The organism is Streptomyces sp. NPDC055099 (assembly GCF_053607685.1).
Genome location: NZ_JBSGUA010000007.1, coordinates 49367 through 76111, shown reverse-complemented (window position 1 = coordinate 76111; position 26745 = coordinate 49367). Strand labels below are relative to the sequence as shown.

Sequence of the window (26745 nt, the reverse complement as noted above, 5' to 3'; positions counted from 1 at the left end):
CCACTCGTCCAGTGGAACGGCCGCTGTTAGGCTGCGGAGCCATCGGCAAGGGGACCGAAATCCGGCACTGGGGCCGATATGGGGGGTTGGGATGTCGGACGCGCTGCGCCCCATGGGCAGGACGCGGCTGTACGAGCAGGTGCTCGACCGGCTGCGCGCCTACGTCGGCGAGGGCGGGCTGCGCTCCGGCGACCGGCTGCCGCCCGAGCGTGAACTGGCCCAGCGCCTGGGCGTGTCCCGCGCCTCCGTCAAGCAGGCCATCGTCGTACTGGAAGTGCAGGGCCTGGTCGAGGTGCGGCACGGCGGCGGCACCTACCTGGTCAAGGACAGCCTGGACGCCGAGCCCGTGGAGCGGCTCGTGGAGCGCAAGCGCCGGCTGCCCGACGTCCTGGAGGCGCGCGAGGCGCTTGAGACCAAGCTCGCCGAACTGGCCGCGGAGCGCCGCACGGACGAGGACGTACGGGCGATGCGGGCGGCGCTCGACACGATGGCGCGGGAGATCGAGGCGGGCGAGCGCGGGGTCGAGGGCGACCGGCTCTTCCACGCCGCGGTGACCGCGGCCGCCCACAGCGCGCTGCTCGCCGAGTTCATGCGCTCCATCGCCGAGCAGATCACCGAGAGCCGCAACGAGTCGCTGCGCCAGGTGCGGCGTCCCGCCCGGTCCCTCGCCCAGCATCACGCGATCCTCGACGCGATCGAGGCCGGCCGGGGGCGGGCGGCGGCGGCCGCGATGCGCCGTCATGTGCGGACGGTGGCGAAGGTCCGCCTCCTCGACTGGGACCCGGACGCCGAGGCGAGCACCACGGAGCCTTAGTGGCGGACGCGGAAGCGGGTCATCAGGTCCTCGCCCGCGGGGCCCGAGGCCGACTTGTCGACCACGTAGGCGGTGCCCTTGTTCACGTGGACGTGGTTGGGCAGGGCCGCGGTGGTCACCGTCTTCACGACGGCGCCCATGTACGGGTCGACGATCGTGACGGTGGCGGAGAGGCGGTTGACGGCCAGGACGTGGCCCGAACGGTGGTCGACGGCAACGGACTTGGTGCCCGCCCCCGACGTCACGGACCGGGTGACCGCGCCCTTGCGGAGGTCGACGACCGAGACGGTGCCCGCGGTCTGGTCACCGGTGTAGGCGGTGCGGCCGTTCTTGGAGAGGGCCACCGAGAGCGGGCCGTTGCCGGTCGGGATGAGCCGCGGGCTGTCGGCGCCGGGGGAGACCTCGATGATCCGGTCGCCGGTGTGGTCGGCCGCGTACACCGAGCCGGTCCGCTCGTTCACGGCGAGGCCCGTCGGTCCCGCGCCCGGGACGGTGACGCGCCGCTTCTCCTTGAAGGTGCCGGAGTCGAAGGCGACGAGGGTGCCGTCGCCGAAGGCGCTCGCCCACACCAGGTCGCGCCGCTCGTCGACGACGATCTCCCGCGAGTGGTTCACGCCGGGCAGGGTGGCGAGGTGCTTGCCGGTGCGCTGGCTGTAGACGGAGACGGAGTTGTCGCGGGTGTTCGTCGTCCAGACGGTGTTGTGCTCGTCGTCGACGGCGACGCCGTAGACGGACTGGACGGCCCCCGTGGCCGCGTTGGTCGCCGGCGTGTATCTCTCCTCCACCCGCAGCGAGTCCGGGTCGACCTTCAGCAGGCTGGACGCGGTGACGGGCGCGGGCGGCTGGCCCACCGAAGAGGCGACCCAGAGCGCGTCGTTCCGCTCCGAGTACGCGGACTGGTACAGGCCCGGCGCGATCGGCGCGGAGGTGGAAGGCGAGCCGGCGTCCGCGGTGACGGCGCCCGCGCTCCCGGTCGAGGCAAGGGCGCCGCCCGCGGCGAGGGACACGGCTATCGCGGTGGTACGGCGGGCCCGGCGGATGGTTGAGCTCATGCTGCGTCGATCTCCTTGGCAGAGGTGCCTCCGGAGGGAGGCACTCGCCGATCAACTTAGCCGAGCCTTACCTAATCCGTCACCGGGGGTCGGCCGGGTGCTGCGCCGGGCCGCTCCGTACGCAGCTCAGGTCAGGCAACCCGCGTGCGCCAGGGCCTGCTTGAGCAGGACGCCGTGCCCGCCCGGCATCTCGCTCTGGACCACCTCGGACGAGGCCTCCTGCGGACTGAACCAGGCCAGGTCGAGAGCGTCCTGCCGCGGACGGCAGTCACCGGCGACCGGGACGATGTAGGCGAGGGACACGGCGTGCTGGCGGGGGTCGTGGAACGGCGTGACGCCCTGGGTCGGGAAGTACTCGGCGACGGTGAAGGGCTGCAGCGAGGCCGGGACACGGGGGAGCGCCGCCGGGCCGAGATCCTTCTCCAGGTGGCGCAGCAGGGCGTCGCGCACCCGCTCGTGGTGCAGGACCCGGCCCGAGACGAGGGAGCGGCTGACCGCCCCGTCCCGCCCCATGCCCAACAGCAGTCCGATGCTGGTGACTTCGCCGTTGTCGTCGACGCGCACCGGCACGGCCTCGACGTACAGGATCGGCATGCGTGAACGGGCCTGCTCGAGCTCGTCGGAGGTCAGCCAGCCGGGTGTGGTTTCGGTCGTGTCAGACATCGGCTGATCATACGTTCACTGGCTCCCGGCGTGCTGCTTCACCTTGGTCGCGGTGTCGCCGTCGACGGCCGACGCGAGCTGCGGCACCAGGCGTTCCAGCATGTACGGCAGGCTCAGGACCGACACGAAGGAGACCGAGTTGCCGTAGTCGCTCGCCTCCGCCACATAGACCTCACGGTCCTCCTTGGCCACGTCCAGGTCGGCGTAGAGCGCGTTCTTGTCGAGCTTGGCCTCGTCCTTCGCGGGGTCCGTGGCGATCCACACGATCGCGTCGGTGTCCAGCAGGTCGGTGCGTTCCTTGCTGATGTTGGCGCCGAACTCGTCGCCGATGACCTCGTCCAGGTCGCCCGGCAGGGTGAAGCCGAGGCCGGTGAGCACGCGGGAGCGGGGGTCCTGGCTGCCGAAGGCGAAGATCCCCTCGTACGGAGTGGCCATCACGGCGGTCGACTTCGCGAACGCCGGATTCTCCTTGGCCGCCGTCTTGAACTCGGCCTCGACGCCCGTCACCAGCTTCTTCGCCTCGGCCTCCTGGCCGAGCGCCTTGCCGATCGTCTTGGTCTGCTGCTGCCACGGGACCCCGAAGTCGTTGTACTCCTTGGGCTGGGCGACCACCGGGGCGAACTTCGACAGGGTCGTGTACTGCTCCTTGGTGAGGCCCCCGTAGACCGCGAGGATCAGGTCGGGACGCAGCGCCGCGATCTTCTCCGTCTGCGGTCCCGTGCCGGTGTCCTTCAGGACGGTCGGTGCCTTGGCGCCGTCGAGCTTGTCGGCGGCCCAGGGACCGATGGCGCCCTTGTAGCCGCCGAGCCACTCGGTGGTGCCGACCGGCACCTTGCCCAGGGCGAGCACGGCGTCCTGGTCGGTGAGGCCGACCGTGACGATGCGCTGGGGCTCGGCCTTGACGGTGGTACTGCCGTACTTGTGCGCGATGGACACCGGGAAGGCACCGTTCGCGGACGCGGCGTCGTCCGATCCCGCGTCGGAGTCGTCCCCCGAGCCGCAGGCGGTGGCCGTGCCGATGAGGAGGAGCGCGGAGGCGAGCGCGGTCGCGAGGCGGCCTGCGCGTCTGGGAGAGCCGAGCATCAGTCGTCGTCCTTCACGGTGGTGGTGTCGGTGCCGGCATGCTGCGTGGGGGTCTTGTCGCTCGTCTTGTCGCTCGTCCTGTCACTCGCGGTGCGAGTGCCCGACCACGCCTGCCACAGGGAGGCGTAGGGCCCGGAGCCCACGCGCAGTTCGTCGTGGGTGCCGCTCTCCACGATCCGGCCGTCCTCCATGACGACGATGCGGTCCGCGGTCGCGGCCTGGGTCAGGCGGTGCGCGACGACCAGCGCGGTGCGTCCCTCGACCGCCCGGTCCGCCGCCTTCTCCAGAAGCCGCGCGCCGGTGCTGCCCGCCTCGGCGGTCGCCTCGTCGAGCACCGCCACCGGCGGATCGGCCAGCATCAGCCGGGCCAGGGCGAGTTGCTGCACCTGGGCGGAGGTGAGGCGGTGGCCTCCGTCGCCCACGACGGTGTCCAGACCCTCGGGCAGTGCCTCGACCCAGTCGATGGCCTCGACGTCGGTCAGCGCCGTGCGCAGCTCGTCGTCGGTGGCGTCGGCACGGGCGAGGCGCAGGTCGTCCGCGAGCGGCCCGGCGAAGACGTGCGTCTCCTGGGTGACCAGGGCGACCGGAAGGCCGTCGCCCCGGCCCCGGGCGCCGGACAGGTGCACCGATCCGGAGGTCGGCCGGTGCACCCCGGCGATGAGCTTGGCCAGGGTCGTCTTGCCCGCGCCGCTCGGGCCGACCAGCGCCACGCGCTCCCCGGCCCGCAGCTTCAGGTCCACCGCTTGCAGGACGGGCTGCCCGGGGACGTACTCGTGGTCGATGCCGATCACGGTGACGGTGCCGTCCGGCTCCGTGCCGCGCTGCGTCAGCGGTGCGGCCGCGGGCCCGGGGGTCGTCTCGTCGGCGACCCCGACGAGACGGGCGAGCGAGGCCGTCGCCGACTGCGCGTCGTCCAGGAGTACGAGCGCGGAGTTGACCGGCGTGAAGAGGCTGTGGAAGTAGAGCGCGGCGGCGGTCGCGGTGCCGATGGACACGGAGTCCGCGCGGACCAGGTAGAAGCCGGTGACGAGGACCGCGGTGAGGCCGAGGTACTCGGCGACGTGCAGCCGGTTGTAGAAGTCCAGGACGAGCCGGATGCCGCGCATCTTCAGCTCGACGGCCGTCGAGCTGCGCCGGGTCACCCGCGCGGTGTGCTCCTCCTCGATGCGGAAGGCCCGCACCGTGCCCGCGCCGGCGATGGTGTCGAGCAACTGCTGCTGCTGGGCCCCGGTGGCGATGCGCTGCTGGGCGTAGAGCGGGACGGCGTGGCGGACGTACCAGCGGGCGGTGGACGCCTGGATGGGCACCGCGAGGAGCGTCGCGACCAGGAAGCGCCAGTCGAGCGCCGCCATCGCCACCAGCGTCAGCAGGATGGCGAGCAGGGAGCGGGCCAGTTCGGGCAGGGCGCTGCGCACCGCCTCGCCCACCACCGAAACGTCCCGGGTCACGCGCGCCGTGAGGTCTCCGGCCCCGGCCTTCTCCACCTGTTCCAGCGGCAGCCGCAGGGCTTTCTCCACGAACCGTTCGCGCAGCTGCGCGAGCACGGTCTCGCCGAGCCGGGAGACGAGCGTCAGGCCGAGCGAGGTGGTCCCGCCGTGCACGAGGGCGACCAGGACGAGCAGGACGACCGGCAGCGTGAGGTCGCCCGCCGGACGCTGTTCGGCCACCAGGTCGACGATGCGGCCGAGCAGCGGCTGGACCAGGAGGCCCACGGCCGTCGCCGCGATCATCACTCCGAAGCCGCCGACCGCCAGGCCGCGGTAGGGGCGCACCAGTTCACGGACCGCGGCGCGGGTGCGGGTCGCGGTGGCGGTGGGGAGCAGCTCGCGGGTGTCCGTGTGCTGCTCGGCCGAGGTCTCGTTCATGCCAACACCGCCGTGCGATAGGCCTCATGACGCTGGATCAGGTCTGCGTGCGCGGCCGTGTCGATGACCCGTCCCGCGTCCAGGAGGACCACCCGGTCGGTGACCGAGAGGAGCGCGGGGCTCGTGGTCACCAGGACCGTGGTGCGGCCCTTGCGGAGCTCGCGGACACCGGCCGCGATGCCGGCCTCGGTCACGGCGTCGACCGCGGTCGTCGGATCGTGCACCACCAGGACGGGGGGTTCGGCGGCCAGTGCGCGCGCGAGGGCGACGCGTTGGCGCTGCCCGCCCGAGAGCGAGCGGCCGCGCTCGCCGACCGGCGTGTGCTCGCCGTCCGGCAGCGTTCGGGCGACCTGCGCGACGCCGGCCGCCGCCATGGCCTGCTCGGGGTCGGTGGCGTCGGACGCGGCGGCCGTGACGTTGTCGCGGACGGTGCCCTCGAAGAGGTCCGCGTCGTGTTCGGCGACCAGCATCGCCGTACGCAGTTCGGCGGGGTCGAGGTCCCGCAGGGGGATGCCGTCGAGCTCCACGGTCCCGGCCTCCGGGTCGGCCCGCCGGGCCAGGCAGCGCAGCAGATCGCCCGCGTGCGCGGGGTCCGTCGCGACGATGCCGAGCAGTTCGCCGGGCGCGACGTCCAGGTCCACTCCGCGCAGCCCGCCGTGCCGTACGCCGTCGAGCCGTACCGCTCCGCGCACCGGGAAGGGCAGGCTCCGGTCGCCGCCGGTGACGGCGGGTTCGGTGGCGACGACCTCCGCGATCCGTCCCGCCGATGCCCGGCCCTGGGCGAACTCGGCGTTGACCCAGGCGAGCACCTCAAGGGGACCGAGGAGGAAGAGCGCGAGCCCCACCGCCGAGACCAGCTCGCCCAGGCTGATGCTGCCCTGGGCGGCGAGCCTGCCGCCGACCAGCGCGACGGTGGCGATCAGGCACCCCGTCAGCGCGAGGACCATGCCGCTCTGGAAGGCCTGCGCGCGGGCCGCCTTGAGGGTGGCCCCCAGGGAGTCGCGGCTCGTGGTGCGGTAACGGGCGATGGCAGCCGACTCGCCGCCGATGCCCTTGAGGATGCGCAGGCCCGTCACCAGGTCGGCGGCGACGGCGGACGCGTGTGCCGCCCGCTCCTGCTCGGCCTCGCTGCGGCTTTCGAGGGGCTTGCTCAGAAGATGCCCGAGCCAGAGCAGCACCGGTGTGCCGAGCAGCACGACGAGGCCGAGCGTCAGCGACATGCGCAACAGGACGACCGCACAGGTGAGGATGCCGGTCAGGGCCGAGATCCCGGACATCAGGGCCATGTTGACGGCGCCGACGCGCTTGGCGTCCTCGGTGGCGATGTTCGCGAGGGCGCCGGGCAGCCGGCCTTCCTCGGCTCCGCCGCCGGGATGCAGGATGCGGCGTACGAGGGAGACGCGCAGGGTGTGCTCGGCGCGGGCGGCGGAACGCTCACCGGCCATGGCGCCGAAGCGGAAGCTCAGCGCGAGCGCGACATAGCCGACGGCGAGCACGCCGAGACATATCAGCAGGGCGCCGGTGTCGGAGTCGGTGACGGCCTGGTCGATCGCGACACCGATCAGGACGGGGACCAGCGCCTCGCCTATCTGGTGCCCGGAACCCAGCACCGAGCCGACGGCGACATCGCGCCGCTGGCCCCGTATCGACTCTTTCAGGACGTCCCGCCCCGACGGACTTGAGGAACTCACCCGCCACCTCTCCAGGGCCGGACAGTAAAAATCTAGGTGAGGCTACCCTAAGTCGATTCTCCGTGGTGGCGTCCCATGGGAATGACCAGCGGGGTCCCGCTGACCGGGTCCGGCGTGATGCGGCACCGCAGGGAGAAGACGTCCCGGACGAGGTCGGCGGTGATCACCTCGGCCGGCGGGCCCTCGGCGGCGATCCGCCCCTCCTTCATGGCGACGACATGGTCGGCGTACCGGCAGGCCTGGTTGAGGTCGTGCAGGACCATCACGACGGTGCGGTGCTCGCGGCGGTTGAGGTCGGTGATCAGGTCGAGCACGTCGATCTGGTGCGCCAGGTCGAGATAGGTCGTCGGCTCGTCGAGGAGCAGGACGGGGGTGCCCTGGGCGACCGCCATGGCGATCCAGGCGCGCTGGCGCTGCCCGCCGGAGAGCTCGTCGACGGGACGGTCCGCGAGATCGGTCATGCCGGTCGCGGCCAGCGCCTCGTGCACGGCACGCTCGTCGGACCTCGACCACTGCCGCCACCAGGTCTGGTGCGGTGAGCGCCCGCGGTTGACCAGGTCGACGACGGTCAGGCCCTCCGGGGCGACCGGGCTCTGGGGCAGGATGCCCAGGCGCTGGGCCAGCTCGCGGCTCGGTATGGAGTGCAGCGCGCGGCCGTCCAGATGGACGCTGCCCTCGCGGGGCGCGAGCAGCCGGGCCAGGGCGCGCAGGAGGGTGGACTTGCCGCAGGCGTTGGCGCCGACGATGGCCGTGACGCGGCCCGGCGGGACCGACAGATCGAGTCCGTCCACGACGAGGCGGTTGCCGTACGCCAGGCGCAGGCCCTCGGCCCGCAGGTCCACGTCGGCGGCCTTCGCGGGGCCGGGACCGGGGTCGGTCGACAGGGAGTCAGCCGACATGGGATCAACCTCCAGAACCCGCGCGGTTCGCGCGGACGAGCAGCCAGAGCAGGATCGGCGCGCCGAGCACGCCGGTGACGATTCCGACCGGCAGTTCCGTGCCGGTGACGAGGGTGCGGGCGAGGAGGTCGCTGCCGAGGACGACCACGGCCCCGGTCAGGCCCGAGGCGAGCGTGGGCGGCCACGCGGTGCGGGCGAGGCGCTGGGTGATCTGGGGCGCGGCGAGCGCGACGAAGGCCACGGGCCCGGCGGACGCGGTGGCGAAGGCGACGAGGCCGACCCCGGTGAGCAGGACGGCCAGGCGCACCGGCTGCACCCGGGTGCCGAGCCCGGTGGCCACGTCGTCGCCGAGCTGCAGGGTGCGCAGCAGCCGTCCCAGGAGCAGCGCCGTCGGGAGCAGCACCGCGAGGGCGATCGCGAGGGGCCCGACCTGGTCCCACGTACGCCCGTTGAGATTGCCGACCAGCCAGCCGAGGGCGGCCTGCGCCTGGAACCGTCCGCCCTTGGCGACGAGATAGTCGGTGGCGCTGGTGCAGATCCAGGCCACCCCGACGCCGACCAGGATGATGCGGTAACCCGTGGCGCCGCGTCGCCAGGCGAGCGCGTACACGACGAGGGCCGTGGTCAGCGCTCCGAGCAGGCCGAGCGCCTGGGTGCCGAGTCCGCCGTCCCAGCCGAGGACGATCCCCGCGACGACGGCGGTGCCCGCGCCCTGGGTCAGGCCGATCATGTCGGGGCTTGCCAGCGGGTTGCGCGTCATGGTCTGGAACAGCGCGCCGGAGACACCGAAGGCGACCCCGGCGAGCAGCCCCACCAGGGCGCGGGGCAGCCGCAGTTCCTGGACGACGAGGACGGTGCCGGGGTCGCCGGAGCCGGCCAGGGCGCGCACGACGTCGGCGAAGGCGATGGGGTAGTCGCCGATCGACAGGCCCCAGCAGAACAGCAGGAAGGCGGTGACGGCGAGCAGTGCGCCCAGCGTCACGAGCCGGGGGCGGATGATCCAGGAGACCGGCGGCACCGTCAGCCGGAAGGTGCTCACGCTCATACCTCCGCCAGGTGGCGTCGGCGGACCATGGCGATGAAGAACGGGCCGCCGATGAAGGCGACGATGACGCCCGCCTGAATCTCGGTGGGCCGCGCGACGACCCGCCCGACGATGTCGGCGGCGAGCAGCAGACACGGGGCGAGCACCGCCGACAGTGGCAGCAGCCACCGTTGGTCGGGGCCGATGCCCGCCGACTGGGCCAGCACACGGGCTATATGAGGGACGATCAGCCCGATGAAGACGACCGGGCCGATCATGGCGACCGCCGCGCCGGTCAGGAGCGTGACCGCGGCGACGCCCTGGAGCCGGACGAGGCCGAGCCGCCGTCCGAGCGAGGCCGCCACGTCGTCGCCCAGGGCCAGGCTGTTGAGCGCGGGGGCGCAGGCCAGGGCGAGGACCGTGCCGACGGCGATGAACGGCAGGATGCGCAGGACCGTCGCAGCGTCCTGGTCGGCCATCGAGCCGGCCGAGAAGAAGCGGTAACGGTCCAGGGCGTCGGGGTCGGTGAGCGCGATCGCGCTGGTGAGGGAGGAGAGCAGCGAGGTCACCGCGACGCCGGAGAGGGCCAGTTTGACCGGCGTCAGGCCGGAGCGGCCCAGCCTGCCGAGGGCGTAGACCAGGACGCTCGCCGCGAGAGCGCCCGCGAAGGCGAACCAGACGTACCCGTGGAACGAGCCGATCCCGATCACCCCGACGGCGAGCGCGAGGGCGAAGGAGGCACCGGCACTGACGCCGAGAATGCCCGGGTCCGCGAGCGGATTGCGGGTCAGGGCCTGCATGAGCGCCCCGGAGATGCCGAGGGCGGCGCCCGCCGCGAGACCGAGCGCGGTGCGGGGCACACGTGCCGACCAGACGATGTTCTCCACGAGCCGGCTCGGGGCGTCACCGAAGAGGGCCCGTACGACCTGATCCGGGGCGATGGAGGCCGCGCCGACGGCGAGCGACAGCACGCAGAGCACGGCGAGGACGGTGCAGAGCAGAGCCACGAGAAGGGCTGGGCGGACCTTTCCGCTCTCCGTCACCTTACGGTCTCCAACAGCCAACTCCCTTGGAAGCGGCGGGACTTGGGCGTGATGCGGGACGCGTGACACGCCGAAGCCGGGCCGGTCGATGAGGTTACCCTAACTTTTCGGCCACCGCCGGTGAGGGCTCCCGCCGTTCCCGTCGCCTCCCGGGCCACGACCCGGAGGGCCCCTAGGCTTCTCCTGGCATCGGCCCCCGACCTTGGAGCGCACACCGTGTTCGACCCCGCACCGGAGCACCCGTACCCCGACGGCCACCGGCCGGACGAGGCGCCGACGCCGCACGCGCTGCTCGCGCCGGTGCTCGGTCTGCTGGGTACCTGGCACGGCCGGGGCCAGGGCGAATACCCGACCCTCGAATCGGACTTCACCTACGCCCAGGAAGTCACCTTCAGTCACGACGGCCGCCCCTTCCTGCGCTACGAGGCACGGGCCTGGCTCCTGGACGCGGACGACGCACCGCTGCGGCCGTCCGCACGGGAGAGCGGCTGGTGGCGGCTGCAGCCCGACGGCCGCGTGGAGGCGCTGATCACCCAGCCCACCGGTATCGCGGAGATCGCGGTGGGCCGGGCGACGGGCGGCACGATCGACCTCGCCACCGGCGAGGTGGCCCGTACCCCCACCGCCAAGGAGGTCACGGCGACCCGCCGCCGCTACACGCTCACCGACGACGGTCACCTCACCTTCGCCCACGACCTCGAAGCGGTCGGCCAACCGCTCCAGCATCACCTCTCGGCACGCCTGCGCCGCACGGCGTAGAGCGCGGCTCTCCTGTCGCACGTACCTGGCGCGAAAGGGGCCTTGACCGAGGGCGGCCGAAGTCTATGGTCTGGACTAATCGGCCCTCGCGAACATCTGGCCCCAGCACTTCACGCACACCCCCACCTCAGCGCCGTGAAGGAGTACGCATGCACAGGAAGCGGAAGATGGCCGCCATGATCGGTGCGGGCCTCGCACCGGTCCTCGCCCTCACCCTGCCGACCGGTTCGGCCAGTGCGCACGGATACGTCAACGCACCGGCCAGCCGGCAGGCGCAGTGCGCCGCCGGCACGGTCGCCTGCGGTGAGATCAAGTGGGAACCGCAGAGCGTCGAAGGCCCCAAGGGCCTGCGCAGCTGCAGCGGCGGCAACGCCCGGTTCGCGGAACTCGACAACGACAGCAAGGGGTGGCGGGTCAGCGACGTCAGCCGCACGCAGACCTTCACCTGGACCTTCACCGCACGCCACCGCACCGCGAACTACGAGTACTTCGTCGACGGCAGGAAGGTCGCCACCATCGACGGCGGCAACCAGCAGCCCCCCGCCACCGTCTCGCACCAGGTCAACCTGGGCAGCGCCACCGGCAGGCACAAGGTGCTCGCGGTCTGGAACATAGGTGACACGTCGAACGCCTTCTACGCGTGCATCGACGTCAACATCCGTTAGAGGCACCCCTCTTGCTCCTCGGGGCGGGCGCTCTCGCTGGAAATTTCTCCGGTCATGGCCCTATGAAGTGATACGCCCTCTGGCTACCCTCCGCGCATGATTTCCACGGTTGTCTGGGGTACCGGAAATGTCGGCCGAGCGGCCATACGTGCCGTGGACGCCCACCCGGCGCTGAAACTGACGGCCGTGCTCGTCCACAGTCCCGACAAGGTCGGCCGCGACGCGGCCGACCTCGCCGGTCTCCAGGGGCAGTTGGGCGTCACGGCGACCGACGACATCGACGCGGTCCTGGCGGCATCGCCCCGGGCCGTGGTGTACGCGGCCTCCGGCGACATCCGCCCCGACGAGGCCCTGGACGACGTCGGCCGGGCGATCCGGGCCGGCGCCGTCGTCGTCACCCCCGCCCTCTACGCGCTCTACGACCAGCGCAACGCCCCGCCCGAGCTGCGGGAGCCGCTCCTGGCCGCCGTCGCGGACGGCGGCGGCTCCCTGTTCGTGTCCGGCGTCGACCCCGGCTGGGGCAACGACATCCTGCCGCTGCTGATCAGCGGACTGGGCAGCACCGTCGACGCAATCCGCTGCCAGGAGATCTTCGACTACTCCACGTACGACCAGGAGGATTCCGTACGCCACCTGATCGGCATGGGGCATCCGATGGACTACCAGCCCCTGATGCTCGCCGAGACCGTTCCGACCATGGTGTGGGGCGGGCAGATCCGGCTGATGGCCAGGGCGCTCGGCGTCGAACTCGACGACATCCGCGAGACGTTGGAGCGGCGCGCGCTCGACAGCTCGGTGAGCACCAGGACGATGGGTGACTTCGAGGCGGGCACGCAGGGCGCCGTGCGCTTCGAGGTGCAGGGCATCGTCGGGGGAGAGCCCCGCATCGTCATCGAGCACGTCACCCGCATCCATCCGTCCTGCGCACCCGACTGGCCCACGCCGCCCGACGGTGCCGGGGCGCACCGCGTGATCATCGAGGGCCGCCCGCGCATCGAGGTGACGGTCGAGGCCACCGACGAGGGCGAGAACCGGTCGGCGGGCGGCAACGCCACCGCGGTCGGCCGTCTGGTGGGCGCCATCGACTGGCTCGTGGACATGGACCCCGGCCTGTACGACGCGCTCGACGTCCCGCTGCGCCCCGCGACCGGCAAGCTCGGAAGGAGCAAGCAATGAGCTCGATGCACATAGACATCCCCGAGGGGCAGGAGCCGATCGGGTACGTGTGGGGCGAGATGGTCCCCGGGATCGGCATGGCCGCGGCGAACTTCTCGCTGTCGGTGTACGAGCACACGACCCTGGGGCTGCGGGAGTTCGAGGCCGCGCGGCTGCGCGTCGCGCAGATCAACGGGTGTCTGTTCTGCCTCGACTGGCGCACCGAACGCGAGGGCGAGAAGGTCGAGGAGGAGTTCGCCGAAGCGGTCACCCAGTGGCGCACCACCGACGCCTTCGACGACCGGACACGCCTTGCCGCCGAGTACGCCGAGCGGTACGCCCTGGATCACCATGGCCTCGACGAGGAGTTCTGGAAGCGGATGACCGCGCACTACAGCCAGCGCGAGATCGTGGAGCTGAGCATGAGCATCGGTTCCTGGCTGGCTTTCGGCCGGCTCAACCACGTGCTGGGCCTGGACGCGGTCTGCGTACTCCCCGGCCACTGAGGGGAGTTGCTACACACCCACGGTGCTACACGTCCGTGGCGATGATCTTCTCGATGTTGCGTTCGGCGAGCGCCGTGATGGTGACGAACGGATTGACGCTCGTGTTGCCGGGGATCAGCGAGCCGTCGATGACGTACAGGCCCGCATAGCCGTGCAGACGCCCGTAGTTGTCGGTCGCCTTGTTCAGGACGGCGCCGCCCAGCGGGTGATAGGTGAGATGGTCGCCCCAGATCTTGTACGTGCCGAACAGATCGGTGCGGTAGATCGTCCCCTCCTTCGCGTTGATCTTGTCGAAGATGGTCTTGGCCGCGTCGATGGACGGCTGCTTCCAGGCCGTCTGCCAGTTGAGCTCGACCTTGTTCGCCGCCGCGTTCCAGGAGAAGGCGGCGCGGTTCGGGTTCTTGGTGATGGAGAGGTAGAACGAGGCGTAGGTCTCGATGCCGGTGGGCAGCGGCGCGACCTCGGCGAACGCGCCCCCGGCCGCCCAGTTGTCGATGCCGGCCGTGGGGATGGACGACTGCACCTTGCCGGTCGGGTCCCACATGTGGTTGGCGCGGCCGCACATGACGTTGCCGTTGTCGCCCCAGCCCTTGCCGATCTCCGCGTTCAGCCGGGGCAGCGCGCCGGTGGCCTTCAGTCTGACCAGCAGTTTGCTGGTGCCGACACTGCCCGCCGCGAAGAACACCTTCTGCGCGGTGACGGTTTTGGTGGCGGTGGTGGTGCCGCTGGTGTCGAGCTGCTCGATGACGACGGTGTAGCCGCCACCGGACGCGGGGCTGACCGTGGTGACCTTGTGCAGGGCGGAGATGCTGACCTTTCCGGTCGCGGTGGCCTTGGCGATGTAGGTCTTCTGCAGTGACTTCTTGCCGTAGTTGTTGCCATAGAGGATCTCACCGGCGACCGCCGACTTGGGGACTGTTCCGGCCGCCTCCTGCTTCATGTAGTCCCAGTCATAGACACCGGGCACGAAGACGAACGGGAAGCCGGAACGCTGGGCGTGCTTACGGCCGACCCGGGAGTACTGATAGCAGTCGACGCTGTCGAACCAGGCGGGGTCGATGGTGCTGACGCCGAGACCGGCGTTGGCACGCGGGTAGTAGGTGGAGTACATCTCGTCGGCATTGACCGAGGGGAGGACGGCGCCGAAGTTCTCGCGCCTGGGCGTGACCGCCATACCGCCGTTGACCAGGGAGCCGCCGCCCACCCCGCGGCCCTGGTAGACGAGGATGCCGCCCATGTCCTCGGCGTCGAGGATTCCGGTGTAGCGGGGGATGTCCTTGTCGATGGGGAAGCCGAGGAAGTTGCTCAGGGGCTGCTTGGTCTTGGTGCGCAGCCAGTAGGAACGGCCGTCGGGTGAGGTCGTGTGGGCGAAGATCTTGCCGTCGGATCCGGGGGTGTCCCAGGCCATGCCCATCTCGACCATGTGCACGTCGACGCCTGCCTGGGCCAGGCGCAGGGCGGCGACGGAGCCGCCGTACCCGGTGCCGATGATCAGTACGGGGACGCGGGCTCCGTCGCCGATGGGTCCGGCCGCTGCCGCGGCGTACGTCCGGGTCGCGGGGGCGAGCGTCGCGAGGGACGCGACGCCAAGAATAGAACTGGTTCCAGCTATGAATCTTCGGCGTGAGACGCCTCCGGAACCGTCAGAACACGTGGTGGTGCCACTCATGTGACGTTCCTCACTCTCGTAGGAATGGGAACGAGTTCTACTGCTAGTGGCGCATTAAGTCACGGCATACCTAGAAGTAACTTCTGTCCGATCTTGTACCTAAGATCCGTTGTTGTGTCTCAGTCGTCGTGCAGGAGTTGCTTCCTGGCCTCGGCGACGTCGAAGTCCGCCTTCGGGTACCGCGGATCGAGCGCGGTCAGATGCTCCAGGAGCAGGCCGCTGATCGCCCAGTTGCGGTACCACTTGCGGTCCGCCGGGATGAGGTACCAGGGGGCGTCCGCCGTGGAGCAGCGCTCGAGCGCGATCTCGTACGCCTCCTGATAGGCGGGCCACAGGGCGCGATCCTCGATGTCGCCCGGACTGAACTTCCAGTGCTTGTCCGGGTTGTCGAGACGTTCGAGCAGGCGGCGGCGCTGCTGTTCGTACGAGATGTGCAAGAAGCACTTGATGACGGAGACGCCGTCGTCGGCGAGGCTCTGCTCGAAGTTGTTGATCCTGCCGTAGCGGCGGCCGAGGTCGCTGGGCGGGACCAGTTCGCGTACGCGGGCGATCAGGACGTCCTCGTAGTGCGAGCGGTCGAAGATGCCGATCTCGCCGGGCACGGGGAGTGCCTGCGTGATGCGCCAGAGGAAGGGGTGGTTCAACTCCTCGGGCGTGGGCGTCTTGAAGGCTCGGACGCGGCAGCCGGAGGGGTTGAACTGGCCGATGACGTGCTTGACCGTGCCGCCCTTGCCGCTCGTGTCCATGCCTTGCAGGATCAGCAGGATGCGCCGGCGGTCGCCGGCGGTGCTCGCCGCGTGGAGCCGCTCCTGGAGGTCGGCGAGCTGTTCGCCCATCCGGGCGGTGGCGAGGACCCCGGTGGCCTTGTCCACCGGGCCGCCGGGAGTCGCGTCGGCGGCGTACGAGGCGAGGTTGACGCGCTCGCCTTCGGGGATGCGGAGGAGTTCGCTGAGCGGCGGGGTGGAGGGCGTCCTGGCCTTCTTGCCCCCCTGCTTCTTCTTGTCCTTCTGGTTCCTCTTCGGGTCCTTCTTCGAGTCCTTCTTGTCCTTGGCCACGGGGCGGTCCCTTCCTCCGGTGTCCCTCGATGGTGGGTCAGGGGGCGGGTACCCGCCAGCGGGATCGGGGCCTCGGCGAAGCCTGTCAGCGCCTTGTAAAGACTTCTTTCTAAAGATACCTTTACATGATGGAGGAGACCCCGAAGAGCCCGGAAGACCACGAGAGCGCCGGGCCTGCCGAGCGCAGCATCCACCTCACCGACCCCCGCGCCCTGCGGGCCTACGCCCACCCCACGCGCATGGCCCTGGTCGGCCTGCTGCGGCGGAGCGGACCGTTCACGGCCACCCGCGCCGCCGAGCTGACCGGCGAGTCCGTGGCCAGTTGCTCGTACCACCTGCGGATACTGGCGAAGTACGGGCTCGTCGAGGAAGCGCCCGGGGGCCGGGGGCGCGAGAAGCCGTGGCAGGCGACCGCCCGGTTCACCGACTGGCCCGGCTACAGCGAGGACCCGTCCGTGGCCGAGGCGTCGGACGCGCTGAGCGCGGCGGTCGCCCGGCGGTACTTCGAGCGGGCCGCCCGGGCGATGGAGCAGCGCCACCTGTTGCCGCGCGCCTGGCGCGAGGCGGAACAGTTCAGCGACTCGCTCCTCCACCTCACCCCTGAGGAGCTGACCGGCATCGGCGAGCGCATCGACGCGCTGCTGCGGCCCTACGAGGACCGCGAGAACGACCCCGCCCTGCGCCCCGAAGACGCGCGCCCCGTCAGCCTGGTGCGGCTCGCCTTCGTCGACCGGGAGATTCCGGAGGAAGTCCCGGACGCGACTGGAGAGGGTGTCGGCACGGAGGCCGAAGGGTGAAGCTCAGGGAGCGCATACCCGAGCTGCTGCGGGAGCGGACCTTCCGGCGCTACTGGACCGGGCAGACCGTCTCGCTCATCGGCGACGAGATCTCACTGATCGCCGTCCCGCTCGCCGCCGTGCTGGTCCTCGGTGCCGACGCCGCCGAGATGGGCTGGCTCAAGACCGTCGAGCTGCTGCCCGCGCTCCTCCTCAACATCCCGCTCGGCGCCTGGGCCGACCGGCAGGCGCGCCGCAGGTACGCCATGATCGCCGCCGACCTGGCGCGCGCGGCCTTGCTCCTGACCCTTCCGGTCGCCTATCTGCTCGACGCCCTCACGCTCGGGCAGCTCTACGTGACCGCCTTCGGCATCGGTGCGCTGACCGTGCTCTTCGACGCCTGCAACGCCACGCTGTTCGTGGCTCTCGTGCCGAGCGAGCGCTATGTCCAGGCCAACTCCCTGGTGCACGGCAGCCGTTCGATGTCCTGGCTGGCCGGACCCGGGGCGGGCGGGCTGCTGGTGCAGTTCCTCACCGCTCCCTTCGCCCTGTTCGCCGACGCCCTCACCTACCTGGTCTCGGCGCGTCAGCTCTCCCGCATCAAGCCCGTCGAGCCCGAACCCGCACCGGTCGCCAAGGGGCATTTCACGGCGGGGCTGCGCTGGGTCTTCAGGCAGCCGACCATGCGGGCACTCTTCGCCTGGTCGGGCACGATCCAGTTCTTCAACTACATGTTCCACACGCTCTTCGTGCTGTACGTGACGGTCGAACTCGGCCTGAGCGCGGGCGTTCTCGGCGCGATACTCGGCGCGGGGGCCATCGGTGGTCTGCTGGGCGCCGTGTGCAGCGGGAGGGTCGTACGCCGCTTCGGCATCGGACCGTCGATCATCGTCGGCTCCGTGGGCTTCACCCTGCCGCTGGTGTTCATCCCCCTCGCGGGCGGCCCGCTGCCGCTGGTCGTCACCACGCTCTTCGTCGCCGAATTCCTCAGCTGTGTCGGGGTGATGCTCATCGACGTGGCCGCCGCCTCGCTCCAGATGGCGCTGATCCCCTCCGTCATCCGCTCCCGGGTGATGGGAGCCCAACGCACCCTGAACCATGGCTTCCGCCCGCTGGGGGCGCTGACCGCCGGCGTCCTCGGCACGGCCATCGGCCTGCGCCCCACACTCTGGATCGGTACGGCGGGAGCGGTCCTGGCCATCCTGTGGCTCCTGCCGTCACCCGTTCCCGGCACCCGGGAGCTGCCCGAGCCCGCCGAAGACCCTGTGCCGGTCTAGGGCCCAGGAAAGCCCGCTCCTCGCACGACCCGCGGCTCTACGATGAACAGCGCGGACCACATCGGGGGTAACGGGGGAAGGAACCGGGACGTGGAGGTCAACCTCTCGTTCGGCGAAGGCGGCGAAGGCGGCCGCGGCGGTGACGGCGGCCGCGGCGGCGACGGCGAAAGCACGGCGTCCGTGCTTTCGCTGTACCGCTGGCTCCTTGCGGAGCCCGATCTGCGCGGCCAGGCACAGGTGTCCACCGCGGCACGGCACACGGCACCGGGAAGCATGGGCGACGGCCTGGACCTCGTCAACGTCGTCCTCGCCAACAGCATCGCCCTGGGCGGCCTGGTCACCGCCGTCGCCGCCTGGCGCGGCTCGCGACCGCGCCCGCCGCAGGTGCGGCTCGAACGGGACGGCGTCGTCATCACCTTGCGGGACAGCTCACCGGAGACCGTCGAGCAGATTCTGCGGCTCTGGAACGAGGGCGCGGGACCCGCGCCCGCCCCGGCGGACGGAGATGACGAGTAACCGTGGCGCTGCTGTCGGATCCGGCCCGCTCCGAGGCCGTACTGGTCGGTGTCCACGACTACACCGGCCTGGACGACCTGCCCTCCGTCGCCCGCAATCTGCGGGGCCTGCGGGACGTGCTGACCGATCCCGCCGTCTGGGGGCTGGCCGACGACGCGTGCACGGTACTGCCCCAGCCCGGCAGCGCCGGGCAGGTCCTCGACGTGGTCCGGGAGCGCGCGCACCGAGCCGTGGACACCCTGCTCGTCTACTACGCCGGGCACGGCCTGATGGACCCGCACACCGAGGAGCTGTACCTGGCCCTGCCCGACTCGGACGGCGAACGCGAGTACACCTGGCTGCGATACGAGTACCTGCGCAGGGCCGTGCTCGACCCGCGGGCCCGCGCCCGCAGCACGGTCCTGATCCTCGACTGCTGTTACAGCGGGCGGGCCCTGGTCGGCAAGATGAGCGCGAGCGCGCACCTCGCGGACCAGGCCGTGGTCGACGGGACGTGTGTGCTCGCGTCCTGCGCCGAGACCCGCCCCGCGCTCTCCCCGCCCGGCGAGACGTACACCGCGTTCACCGGCGAACTGCTCACCACCCTCACCGAGGGAGTCGCGGGCAAGCCCGATCCGCTGGACATGGACACCCTCTACCGGGACGTGCGCCGCGCCCTGACCGGCAAGTCCCGCCCGGTGCCGCAGCAGCGCAACCGCAACCTCGGCGGTGACATCGCCATCGCCCGCAACCGGGCGGCGGCCCGCGGCGCCGTGCCCGGGCCGGAGCGGCGGCACCTGGACGTCCTGCAGCGGGAGGCCGAGGAGCGGCTCCAGCGCATCGAGCGGCGGGCGGAGCAAATGCGCCTGGAGAGCGAGGAGTTGCGCCAGGAGGCGGAGCGCCGCGCGCGCGAGACGGTCGAGACCGCGCAACGGCTCGCGTCGGCCGTGGCGGCCGTGCCCGACCCCGCCTTCGAGCCGTTCTGGTTCGCGGTGCCGGTCGCGCGCCCGCTGATGAGCGAGGACGGATCGTTGCAGCCATTGGCGGAACTCGCGCCGGGCGTCTGGCATCTGGCGGCCGAGCAGCGCGGAACGGCGTACGTCACCCTCACCCAGGAAGGCCTGCGTGGCTTTCTGCTCGACACCTCGGGCATCGAGCGGGGGATCAGCGAGAAGCCCGACGCGCAGGCCTTGAAGTCGAGCTCCCCGCACGGCGGCAGCGACACGGCGTCGAGACGGCGCACCGAGCGGACCGTGCGCGAGGCCCGGCTGCTGGCCGACGCGGTGAGTGCCTCGCCCGATCCGGGCTTCGAGCCGTTCTGGTTCGCGGTGCCGGTCACGCGTCCGCTGATGAGCGCGGACGGCGGCTTCGAAGAAGTGGCCGAGCTGCGACCGGGTGCGTGGTACTTGGCGAGCGAGCGGCGGGGCGAGGCGCTGCTCGCGCAGTCCCAGGACGGCCTGCGCGGCTTCCTGCTCGACACGTCGGGCATCGAGCGGGGGCTGAGCGAAGGGCCCGGCAAGGTGGACGTCGCACTCGACCCCGACTTCGAGTTGTTCTGGTTCGCTGTGCCGGTGGCGCGTCCCCTGATGAGCGTGGACAACGACTTCGTACAGGTGTCTGAGCTGCTGCCCGGCTCGTGGTACCTGGCGATCGGGCGCCAGGGCGATGGGCTCCTCGCGCTGGACCGGGAAAGCCGGCCGGGGGTCTTGCGCGACACGTCGGGCATCCAGCGCGGCTGACCGGCGCCCGCGCCAGGGGGCCCGTCGGAAGGGCCCTGGCCGCTGCGCGAACCATTGACATCCCACCCAGGCGCGGAGAAGCTCCATCACGCCCGTGTTAACGCTAACACCGGGCCGACACACACCTGGGGGAGCCGCCCATGTCAGGTAGTCGTCACCTCCTTCATCCGGCGTCAGGTGCTCCGCTCGACCGCCGAGCCCTCCTGGCCGCGGCCGCCGCCGGAGCGATCGCCACGGCCTGCGGGACCGCGAGCGGGCAGCCTCCCGGCAAGGTCGCCGTGCTCGGTGACAGCGCCGCCTGGGAGAAGCCGATGGCCGCCGCGGGGGCGGCGATGAAGGCAACGGCAGGACTGCGGCTGATACCCGAGGTCAACCCGTCCCTGGAGTCCTTCGAGCAGGTCGTCAAGTCCTCGCTGCGCACCAGCAAGACGCCGGACATGCTCAAGTACTGGTCGGGCTACCGGCTTCAGGACCTCGCCCGGACCGGCGGCATCGTCGACCTGACCCGGCAGTGGGACAGTGCCGTCGGCAGAGGCTGGGTCGACGCCTCCTTACGGGACGCGTTCACCCACCGGGAGCGGGTCTACGGCCTGCCGATGAACCTCGCGTACTGGGTGTTCTTCTACAACATCGAGGTGTTCGAGGAGCAGGATCTTCAAGTCCCCGCCACCTGGGGCGAGTTCCTGTCCGTCTGCGCGCGGCTCAAGAAGAGCGGGATCACCCCGCTGCATGGCTCGGCGGCCGACCGCTGGCCCTCTTTCATCTGGTTCCAGGAGGTCCTCAGCCGACAAGACCCGCAGTTCTACGAGGACTTGATGAACGGCCGCGAGAGCTATACCGACCCACGCGCCGAACGCGCCCTGCGCACCCTGGAGTCCTTCTTCGACAAGGACTGGTTCACCTCCATGGACATGAGCCACGCCGACGCGGCGGCGGAAGTCGTTCACGGCAAGGTCGGGATGGTCCCCTGCGGCACGTGGCTCGGCTCCACCCTTGTGGGGGCGGGCGGAAAGCCCGGCAAGAACCTCGGCGCGTTCGTGCTGCCCATGGCCGACCCGAAGGCCCGGCCGTGCGTCATCTTCGAGTCCAGCGCGCTCGTCTCCACCGTCAAAGGGCCGGACAGGAAAGAGGCGTTGAAGGCGGCGGGCAACTGGCTGCGGCCCGCCGTGATGAAGGCTTTCTCGCACAGCCTCCAGGACGGCTGCCCCAACCCACGGGTCGAACCCCCGAATCCGGTGATCGCCGGCCTTGCGAAGAAGGTGCGGGGCGACAGGCTCTGGCTGCTCAACCGCTTCTGGGAACAGGGCCCTCCCGAACTGGTCGAGGCGACCGTCGACGACCTCGCCGGGTTCCTGCTCAACCCCTCATCGGCCCGCACGACGCTGCGCACCATGCAGGAGCGCGCGGACGAGGCATGGCAGGTATGGCGGGAGGCGGAGGAGACATGACCGAGACCGTCACCCCCGCCCCGCACACCGCGAAGCCCGTACGCTCACGCCGCCGGGTGCCCACCCGCAGCCCCCACCAGGCCGCCCGCGGCAACGGCAGGCTCGGCGGCCCGCTCGCCGCACTGCCCTGGGCCCTGCCCGCCTTCGCCTTCGTCGGCGTACTGCTCGTCTACCCCTTCTTCCGCAGCGTCTACGACAGCTTCTTCGAGGACAACGGCTTCACGAGCCGCTTCGTCGGCCTCGACAACTACGCGCGGCTCGCCGACGACCCGATCCTCGGCCGGTCCCTGCTCAACACCCTGATGTGGGTGGCCGGAACCCTGCTCCTGCCCGTCCTGGCCGGACTGCTCATCGCCGTCGCCACACACCGCATGCGCTTCGGCGGCATCGCCCAACTGGTGATCGTGCTGCCGTACGCCATCTCCGCCGCCGCCACGGCGGTCCTGTGGAACTTCATGCTGACCTCCGACGGCGCGTTCAATCAGGTGCTTCGCGGGATCGGCCTCGACTCGTGGGCGCAGACCTGGCTCCTGGAATGGCCGCAGAACACGCTCTCGATGATCGTCGCCGGAACGTGGCAGGCCACCGGTCTCAACGTCGTGCTCTTCGCGATCGGACTGCGGGCCATCCCTCAGGACACCGTCGAGGCAGCGCAGTTGGACGGCGCGAGCGGCTGGCGGATGTTCCGCTACATCACACTGCCCCAGCTGCGGGCCGTCACGGTCGTCGTGGTCGGGATGGCCGTCGTGAACAGCCTCAAGGCGTTCGACATGATCTGGATCCTCACCAAGGGCGGCCCGTCACGCTCCTCCGAGACGCTCGCCCTGAGCATGTACCGCGAGGCGTTCCGCCTCTTCCACATCGGCTACGGCTCGGCGATCGCCCTCGTCCTCTCGGTGATCGTCGTCGCCTCCTCCTGGATGTACCTGCGCCGCCAGATGCCCGAGGCCGCATCGCACGCCGCCACCGTCAAGGCCTGAGGAGGCTCCTCATGGGTCGCACCGTGCGCCATCTCTTCGTCGCCGGATGCGTGCTGCTCTGGCTGATCCCGCTGTACCTCCTCGTGGTCAACGCGCTGACACCCGCCACCGAGTACGCGGGCAAGCCCGAGTGGACCGTCCAGGGCTTCGACCTCGCCGAGAACGTCAAGACCGCCTGGGACGTCGCGGGCATCGGCGACAGCTTCCAGGCCTCGCTGCTCTACGCGGTGGTGTGCGGCCTCGCCGCCGTGCTCGTCGCGGCCATGGCCGCGTTCGCCGTCGTCGTCCTGCCGATCCCCAGGCCCGCCTTCTGGTTCTGGCTGATCTACTCCGGCACGCTCTTCCCGCTCCAGATCTTCCTGGCACCGCTCTTCGGCCTGTACGCGGACGCCGACCTGTACGACACGAGGCTCGGGCTCATGCTGGTCTACTCCGCGTGGGCGGTGCCGTTCGCCTTCTTCCTGATCCGCAATCAGATGACCACGATGCCGCCCGAGTTGACCGAGGCGGCGCTCATCGACGGCGCGTCCTTCCGGCGGATCTTCTGGCGCATCCACGTACCCCTGATGAAGGCGGGACTCGGCGCGGCCTTCATCTTCCAGTTCACCGCCGTCTGGAACGACCTGCTCCTGGGCATCACGCTCAGCCGCAGTCCCGACGTCCAGCCCGTGATGGCGGCCCTGGCCACCCTCAACAACGCCTACGCCTCGACAGGACCGCCCGTCATCCTGGCGGGCGCACTGATCGTCTCCGTGCCCACGCTCCTCCTCTTCCTGGTGTTCCGCGGCCTGTTCCTGCGCGGCGTCACCACATCCACCCGCTGAGCCCCGTTCCCCGACCGCCGCCCCACCGGGAGAGAACCGCATGACGACACGCGCCCTCGTCCGTACCACCGACTGGGACAACGACCGGATACGCGACAGCCTGCGCTCCTCCGTCATCACCGCGGAGGGCAGCCTCGGCGGCAGCACCCTGCGGCTGACGGAGGAACCACTGCTGCGCGAGGCGGCGGACGGCAAGGGCATGACGCAGTCACTGCGGGTCGAGCCGGTCAACGGGGCGGTCGTTCCACCGGAGTTGACCGTCCGCACCGAGTCCGGAGCCGCGCTCCCCGTCGAGCGGCTCACCGGCCCCGGCGGCTCCGTACGCCTCATGGTGCCCGCCGTCGACACCGAGACCCGCCTCACGCTCTGTCTGCCGGACAGCGCCGACGGCGCCGAAGGCATCGACCTACGGCTCACCCCGCAGCGCCGCTGGACCCTCCACCTGATCCACCACTCCCACCTCGACATCGGCTACACCGACCCCCAGGGTCACGTCCTCGCCGAGCACCTCTCCTTCCTGGACTCCTGCCTCGAACTGACCCGGGCCACCGACGACTGGCCCGCCGAGTCCCGTTTCCGCTGGTGCGTGGAGTCGCTGTGGTCGTTCCGGCAGTGGGCCGACGCCCGCCCCGCCGAGCAGGTCGAGGAGTTCGTACGCCGGGTCCGCGAGGGACGCATCGAGCTGACCGCACTGCCGTTCAACCTGCACACCGAGACCTGCTCCACCGACGAGCTGCACGAACTCCTTCGGCTCGCCCATGACGTGCGCGAGCGGCACGGCGTCACGTTCACCTCCGCCATGCAGACCGATGTGCCGGGCGCGGTCGTCGGACTGGTCGACGCGCTGTCCGCCGCCGGGGTCAAGTACCTCTCCGTGGCGCACAACTGGGCCGGGCGGTCCGTGCCCCATCTGGTCGGCGGGGAGAAGCTGCCGCGCCTCTTTCGCTGGCGCGCGCCCAGCGGCAACAGCGTCCTCGTCTGGGTCACCGACACCCCGCACGGCCTCGCCTACATGGAAGGACCGCTGCTCGGCTTCGACACAAACTACGCGGACGTGGACGACCTGCTTCCCGCCTACCTCACCTCCCTGGCCACCCACCCCTACCCCTACCGCGGCGGCATCTTCGGCTGGGCCATGGACCAGACCGAGGTCAAGCGCGAGCCCTACCCCTGGGACGTGCTCCATCTGCGCGTCCAGGGCAAGTTCGGCGACAACGCGCCGCCCCGCCGGATCATCGCCGACACCGTCCGCCGCTGGAACGAGACATGGGCCTTTCCCCGGCTTCGGCTCTCCCGCAACGAGGACTTCTTCACCGACGCCGAGGCCAGGATCGGCGATGCCATCCAGACCTTCGAGGGTGACTGGACCGACTGGTGGGTCGACGGAGTCGGCTCAGGCGCGCGGCCGCTGTCCCTGGCCCGCACCGCCCAGTCCGTGGTCGCCGACGCCCAGACCATCGGCACGTTCGCAGGACTCCTCGGCGCCACGGGGGCGGAGGAAGACAGCGCGGACGCGTCCGGGGTCTACGAGGCGGTGTCGCTCTTCGACGAGCACACCTGGGGCGCCGGCGACCCGTGGACCCACGGGGACGAGGGCGGCCACTCCGGTGAGCACCAGTGGCACTGGAAATACGGGCAGGCGATGCGCGCGTACGACGACGGGCACGCGCTGCTCGGCAGGGCGAGCGCCCGGCTCGGCCAGCGGCTCGCGGTGTCACCGGGCGCGGCGGCCACGTACCACGTGATCAACACCTGCTCCTGGCCGCGCACGGACGTCGTACGGATCTTCCTGCCGGAGAGCACCGTGCCACTCGGCCAGCCGGTGGCCGTGCACGATGCCCGCAGCGGGCGCCGGATCGCCCACGAGGAGGAACCGCAGACCAACGACGACCACCGGGACGCCGGACGGTTCCTGGTGGTGCGCGTGAACGAGGTGCCGCCCGCGGGATCGGTACGCCTGGACATCACCGCCGACGCGGAACGGCCCGGCCTGCGGTCGGCTGCGACGGTCGTGAAGGCCGCCACCGGCTGGAACCCCACGGGCGGCACCGAGCGCGAGGACCCGGCGGAGAGCGCCGCCGCGGCGCATGCCCGGCCCGAGTCGACCCTCCTGGAGAACGAACACCTCGCCGTCCGCGTGGACCTGGCCCACGCCTGCATCGCCTCCGTCATCGACAAGGCGACCGGCCGCGAACTCGTCCGGCAGGGCGCGATCGTCGGCTTCAACGGCTACATCCACGACAGCTACACCACCGCGGGGGCCTTCAACCACAACTCCAGCCGCACCACCGTCTCCGACCGCCTCGAACACCTCGGCGCCCGCGCCGTCGCCCCGCCCGCCGCGCTCATCGCCCGCCGCTCCACCGCGATGGCCGAGTCGATCACCTACGAGACCCGTCCGGCCGGAGCCAACCGGCTGCGCACCACCCTCACCCTGCCCGTGGGCGTGCCACGTCTGGACATCGAGAACCGCCCAGACAAGGACGCGACCCTGGGCAAGGAGAGCGCCTACTTCGCGTTCCCCTTCGCCTTCGACGAGCCGGTCGTCCGCATGGAGGCATCCGGTGGGCTCACGGGCAACTCCCTTCCCGTGGTGCCGGGTTCGGCCCTGCACATGCGGGCCGTACGCCGCTGGGTGACCCTCGCCGAAGAAGGACTCGCGGTGGCTTGGTCCACGCAGGACGCGCCACTCGTGCAGTTCGGCAACATCGCGCTGCCGTACGCACCCTTCCCGAAGACCATGGGGCACGACGAGCCAGCCACCGTCTTCTCCTGGATCCACAACAACCTCTGGGACACCAACTTCCCCAGTGAGCAGGGCTTCGAGTTCACCTTCCGCTACAGCCTCGCCTGCGCTCCCACCGCCGACGGGCTCGGCCCCCGCACGGCCGCGGCCTGGAGCCGCCCATTGCGCGGCGTGCGGGCCAGGGGAGCGGAGGGCGCAGGGCCTGCGTCGCTCTCCTTCGTCGACCTCGGGGACGCGCGGGTCCGCCTGGTCGGCTGCACTGTTCCCCGCCCCGGCGAGATCCTGCTGCGGCTGCAGTCCTTCGCCGAACAACCCGTGGCCTGCCCGGTGCGGGTCCACTTCCCGGTCACGGCCGCGCGCATCGCCAATTACCTGGGGACGGCGGGCGGAGAACTGGCTCTCTCACAGGGCGCGTTGACCGTAGATCTGCCCCCTCTCGGCACGACCGCCGTGCTGCTGACGCGTCTCTGACCTCGTATCCCCGAACTTCCGCAGCCCGTGAAGAACCCCGCACGAA

General features: G+C 71.0%; 23 protein-coding genes. 13 read left to right on the top strand and 10 right to left on the bottom strand.

Going from position 1 to position 26745, the window contains the following annotated elements:
- The first annotated feature begins 91 nt into the window (after nucleotides 1-91).
- Entirely contained in the window at nucleotides 92-814 is a 723-nt protein-coding gene (locus ACWFRU_RS19140) for a FadR/GntR family transcriptional regulator (protein ID WP_453688419.1), read from the top strand.
- Here the strand turns inward: ACWFRU_RS19140 and ACWFRU_RS19135 are convergent.
- The 8 genes from ACWFRU_RS19135 to ACWFRU_RS19100 all read right to left on the bottom strand — a co-directional run bounded on the left by ACWFRU_RS19135 (nucleotide 811) and on the right by ACWFRU_RS19100 (nucleotide 10134).
- The gene (locus ACWFRU_RS19135) at nucleotides 811-1866 is read right to left on the bottom strand and encodes a YncE family protein (RefSeq protein WP_453688417.1); all 1056 of its coding nucleotides are present in this window, start codon (nucleotides 1864-1866) and stop codon (nucleotides 811-813) included. The two genes, ACWFRU_RS19140 and ACWFRU_RS19135, sit on opposite strands and share 4 nt — an antisense overlap.
- A 126-nt stretch (nucleotides 1867-1992) precedes the next feature.
- Nucleotides 1993-2529: an NUDIX hydrolase family protein gene (locus tag ACWFRU_RS19130; protein ID WP_453688415.1), complete on the bottom strand. Its 537-nt coding sequence runs from the start codon at nucleotides 2527-2529 to the stop codon at nucleotides 1993-1995.
- Between the two features lie 15 nt (nucleotides 2530-2544).
- Nucleotides 2545-3612 carry an iron-siderophore ABC transporter substrate-binding protein gene (locus ACWFRU_RS19125; protein WP_453688413.1) on the bottom strand — a complete coding sequence of 356 codons (1068 nt, stop codon included), beginning with the start codon at nucleotides 3610-3612 and terminating at the stop codon, nucleotides 2545-2547.
- Entirely contained in the window at nucleotides 3612-5477 is a 1866-nt protein-coding gene (locus ACWFRU_RS19120; RefSeq protein WP_453688412.1) for an ABC transporter ATP-binding protein, read from the bottom strand. Before ACWFRU_RS19120 ends, ACWFRU_RS19125 begins: the two co-directional genes overlap by 1 nt.
- Nucleotides 5474-7168, bottom strand: a complete 1695-nt coding sequence (locus ACWFRU_RS19115) for an ABC transporter ATP-binding protein (RefSeq protein ID WP_453688410.1) — start codon at nucleotides 7166-7168, stop codon at nucleotides 5474-5476. The genes ACWFRU_RS19120 and ACWFRU_RS19115 overlap by 4 nt, the downstream gene beginning before the upstream one ends.
- 47 nt (nucleotides 7169-7215) lie before the next feature.
- Nucleotides 7216-8067 (bottom strand): ABC transporter ATP-binding protein, encoded by an 852-nt coding sequence (locus tag ACWFRU_RS19110; protein ID WP_453688408.1) that lies wholly within the window; start codon nucleotides 8065-8067, stop codon nucleotides 7216-7218.
- Nucleotides 8068-8071: 4 nt separating this feature from the next.
- Nucleotides 8072-9106 carry a FecCD family ABC transporter permease gene (locus ACWFRU_RS19105; protein ID WP_453688406.1) on the bottom strand — a complete coding sequence of 345 codons (1035 nt, stop codon included), beginning with the start codon at nucleotides 9104-9106 and terminating at the stop codon, nucleotides 8072-8074.
- A gap of 2 nt (nucleotides 9107-9108) precedes the next feature.
- Nucleotides 9109-10134, bottom strand: coding sequence for a FecCD family ABC transporter permease (locus ACWFRU_RS19100; RefSeq protein WP_453688404.1), 1026 nt, complete (start codon nucleotides 10132-10134; stop codon nucleotides 9109-9111).
- Between the two features lie 216 nt (nucleotides 10135-10350).
- Here ACWFRU_RS19100 and ACWFRU_RS19095 point away from each other — a divergent pair, with 216 nt between their 5' ends.
- The 4 genes from ACWFRU_RS19095 to ACWFRU_RS19080 all read left to right on the top strand — a co-directional run bounded on the left by ACWFRU_RS19095 (nucleotide 10351) and on the right by ACWFRU_RS19080 (nucleotide 13219).
- Nucleotides 10351-10893, top strand: coding sequence for an FABP family protein (locus ACWFRU_RS19095; protein WP_453688402.1), 543 nt, complete (start codon nucleotides 10351-10353; stop codon nucleotides 10891-10893).
- A 149-nt stretch (nucleotides 10894-11042) separates the two neighbouring features.
- Nucleotides 11043-11558, top strand: coding sequence for a lytic polysaccharide monooxygenase auxiliary activity family 9 protein (locus tag ACWFRU_RS19090; RefSeq protein WP_453688400.1), 516 nt, complete (start codon nucleotides 11043-11045; stop codon nucleotides 11556-11558).
- 96 nt (nucleotides 11559-11654) lie between these two features.
- Nucleotides 11655-12734, top strand: coding sequence for an NAD(P)H-dependent amine dehydrogenase family protein (locus ACWFRU_RS19085; protein WP_453688398.1), 1080 nt, complete (start codon nucleotides 11655-11657; stop codon nucleotides 12732-12734).
- A gap of 5 nt (nucleotides 12735-12739) precedes the next feature.
- The gene (locus ACWFRU_RS19080) at nucleotides 12740-13219 is read left to right on the top strand and encodes a carboxymuconolactone decarboxylase family protein (protein WP_365816265.1); all 480 of its coding nucleotides are present in this window, start codon (nucleotides 12740-12742) and stop codon (nucleotides 13217-13219) included.
- Between the two features lie 25 nt (nucleotides 13220-13244).
- Here the strand turns inward: ACWFRU_RS19080 and ACWFRU_RS19075 are convergent, their stop codons facing one another.
- The gene (locus ACWFRU_RS19075; protein ID WP_453688396.1) at nucleotides 13245-14888 is read right to left on the bottom strand and encodes a GMC oxidoreductase; all 1644 of its coding nucleotides are present in this window, start codon (nucleotides 14886-14888) and stop codon (nucleotides 13245-13247) included.
- Nucleotides 14889-15007: 119 nt separating this feature from the next.
- Complete coding sequence (locus tag ACWFRU_RS19070) at nucleotides 15008-15943, bottom strand: PPK2 family polyphosphate kinase (RefSeq protein ID WP_453688394.1); 936 nt, start codon at nucleotides 15941-15943, stop codon at nucleotides 15008-15010.
- Nucleotides 15944-16068: 125 nt separating this feature from the next.
- Here ACWFRU_RS19070 and ACWFRU_RS19065 point away from each other — a divergent pair, with 125 nt between their 5' ends.
- The 8 genes from ACWFRU_RS19065 to ACWFRU_RS19030 all read left to right on the top strand — a co-directional run bounded on the left by ACWFRU_RS19065 (nucleotide 16069) and on the right by ACWFRU_RS19030 (nucleotide 26699).
- Nucleotides 16069-16740 carry a winged helix-turn-helix domain-containing protein gene (locus ACWFRU_RS19065; protein WP_453688392.1) on the top strand — a complete coding sequence of 224 codons (672 nt, stop codon included), beginning with the start codon at nucleotides 16069-16071 and terminating at the stop codon, nucleotides 16738-16740.
- Nucleotides 16737-17996, top strand: a complete 1260-nt coding sequence (locus tag ACWFRU_RS19060) for an MFS transporter (protein WP_453688390.1) — start codon at nucleotides 16737-16739, stop codon at nucleotides 17994-17996. Before ACWFRU_RS19065 ends, ACWFRU_RS19060 begins: the two co-directional genes overlap by 4 nt.
- Before the next feature lie 90 nt (nucleotides 17997-18086).
- Nucleotides 18087-18512 carry an effector-associated constant component EACC1 gene (locus tag ACWFRU_RS19055; protein WP_453688388.1) on the top strand — a complete coding sequence of 142 codons (426 nt, stop codon included), beginning with the start codon at nucleotides 18087-18089 and terminating at the stop codon, nucleotides 18510-18512.
- Between the two features lie 2 nt (nucleotides 18513-18514).
- The gene (locus tag ACWFRU_RS19050; protein WP_453688387.1) at nucleotides 18515-20230 is read left to right on the top strand and encodes a caspase, EACC1-associated type; all 1716 of its coding nucleotides are present in this window, start codon (nucleotides 18515-18517) and stop codon (nucleotides 20228-20230) included.
- A gap of 140 nt (nucleotides 20231-20370) precedes the next feature.
- Nucleotides 20371-21678: an ABC transporter substrate-binding protein gene (locus ACWFRU_RS19045; RefSeq protein ID WP_453688385.1), complete on the top strand. Its 1308-nt coding sequence runs from the start codon at nucleotides 20371-20373 to the stop codon at nucleotides 21676-21678.
- Entirely contained in the window at nucleotides 21675-22658 is a 984-nt protein-coding gene (locus ACWFRU_RS19040) for a carbohydrate ABC transporter permease (RefSeq protein WP_453688383.1), read from the top strand. Before ACWFRU_RS19045 ends, ACWFRU_RS19040 begins: the two co-directional genes overlap by 4 nt.
- Before the next feature lie 11 nt (nucleotides 22659-22669).
- Entirely contained in the window at nucleotides 22670-23482 is an 813-nt protein-coding gene (locus tag ACWFRU_RS19035) for a carbohydrate ABC transporter permease (protein ID WP_453688381.1), read from the top strand.
- A 40-nt stretch (nucleotides 23483-23522) separates the two neighbouring features.
- The gene (locus ACWFRU_RS19030; protein ID WP_453688379.1) at nucleotides 23523-26699 is read left to right on the top strand and encodes a glycoside hydrolase family 38 N-terminal domain-containing protein; all 3177 of its coding nucleotides are present in this window, start codon (nucleotides 23523-23525) and stop codon (nucleotides 26697-26699) included.
- Nucleotides 26700-26745 lie beyond the last annotated feature (46 nt).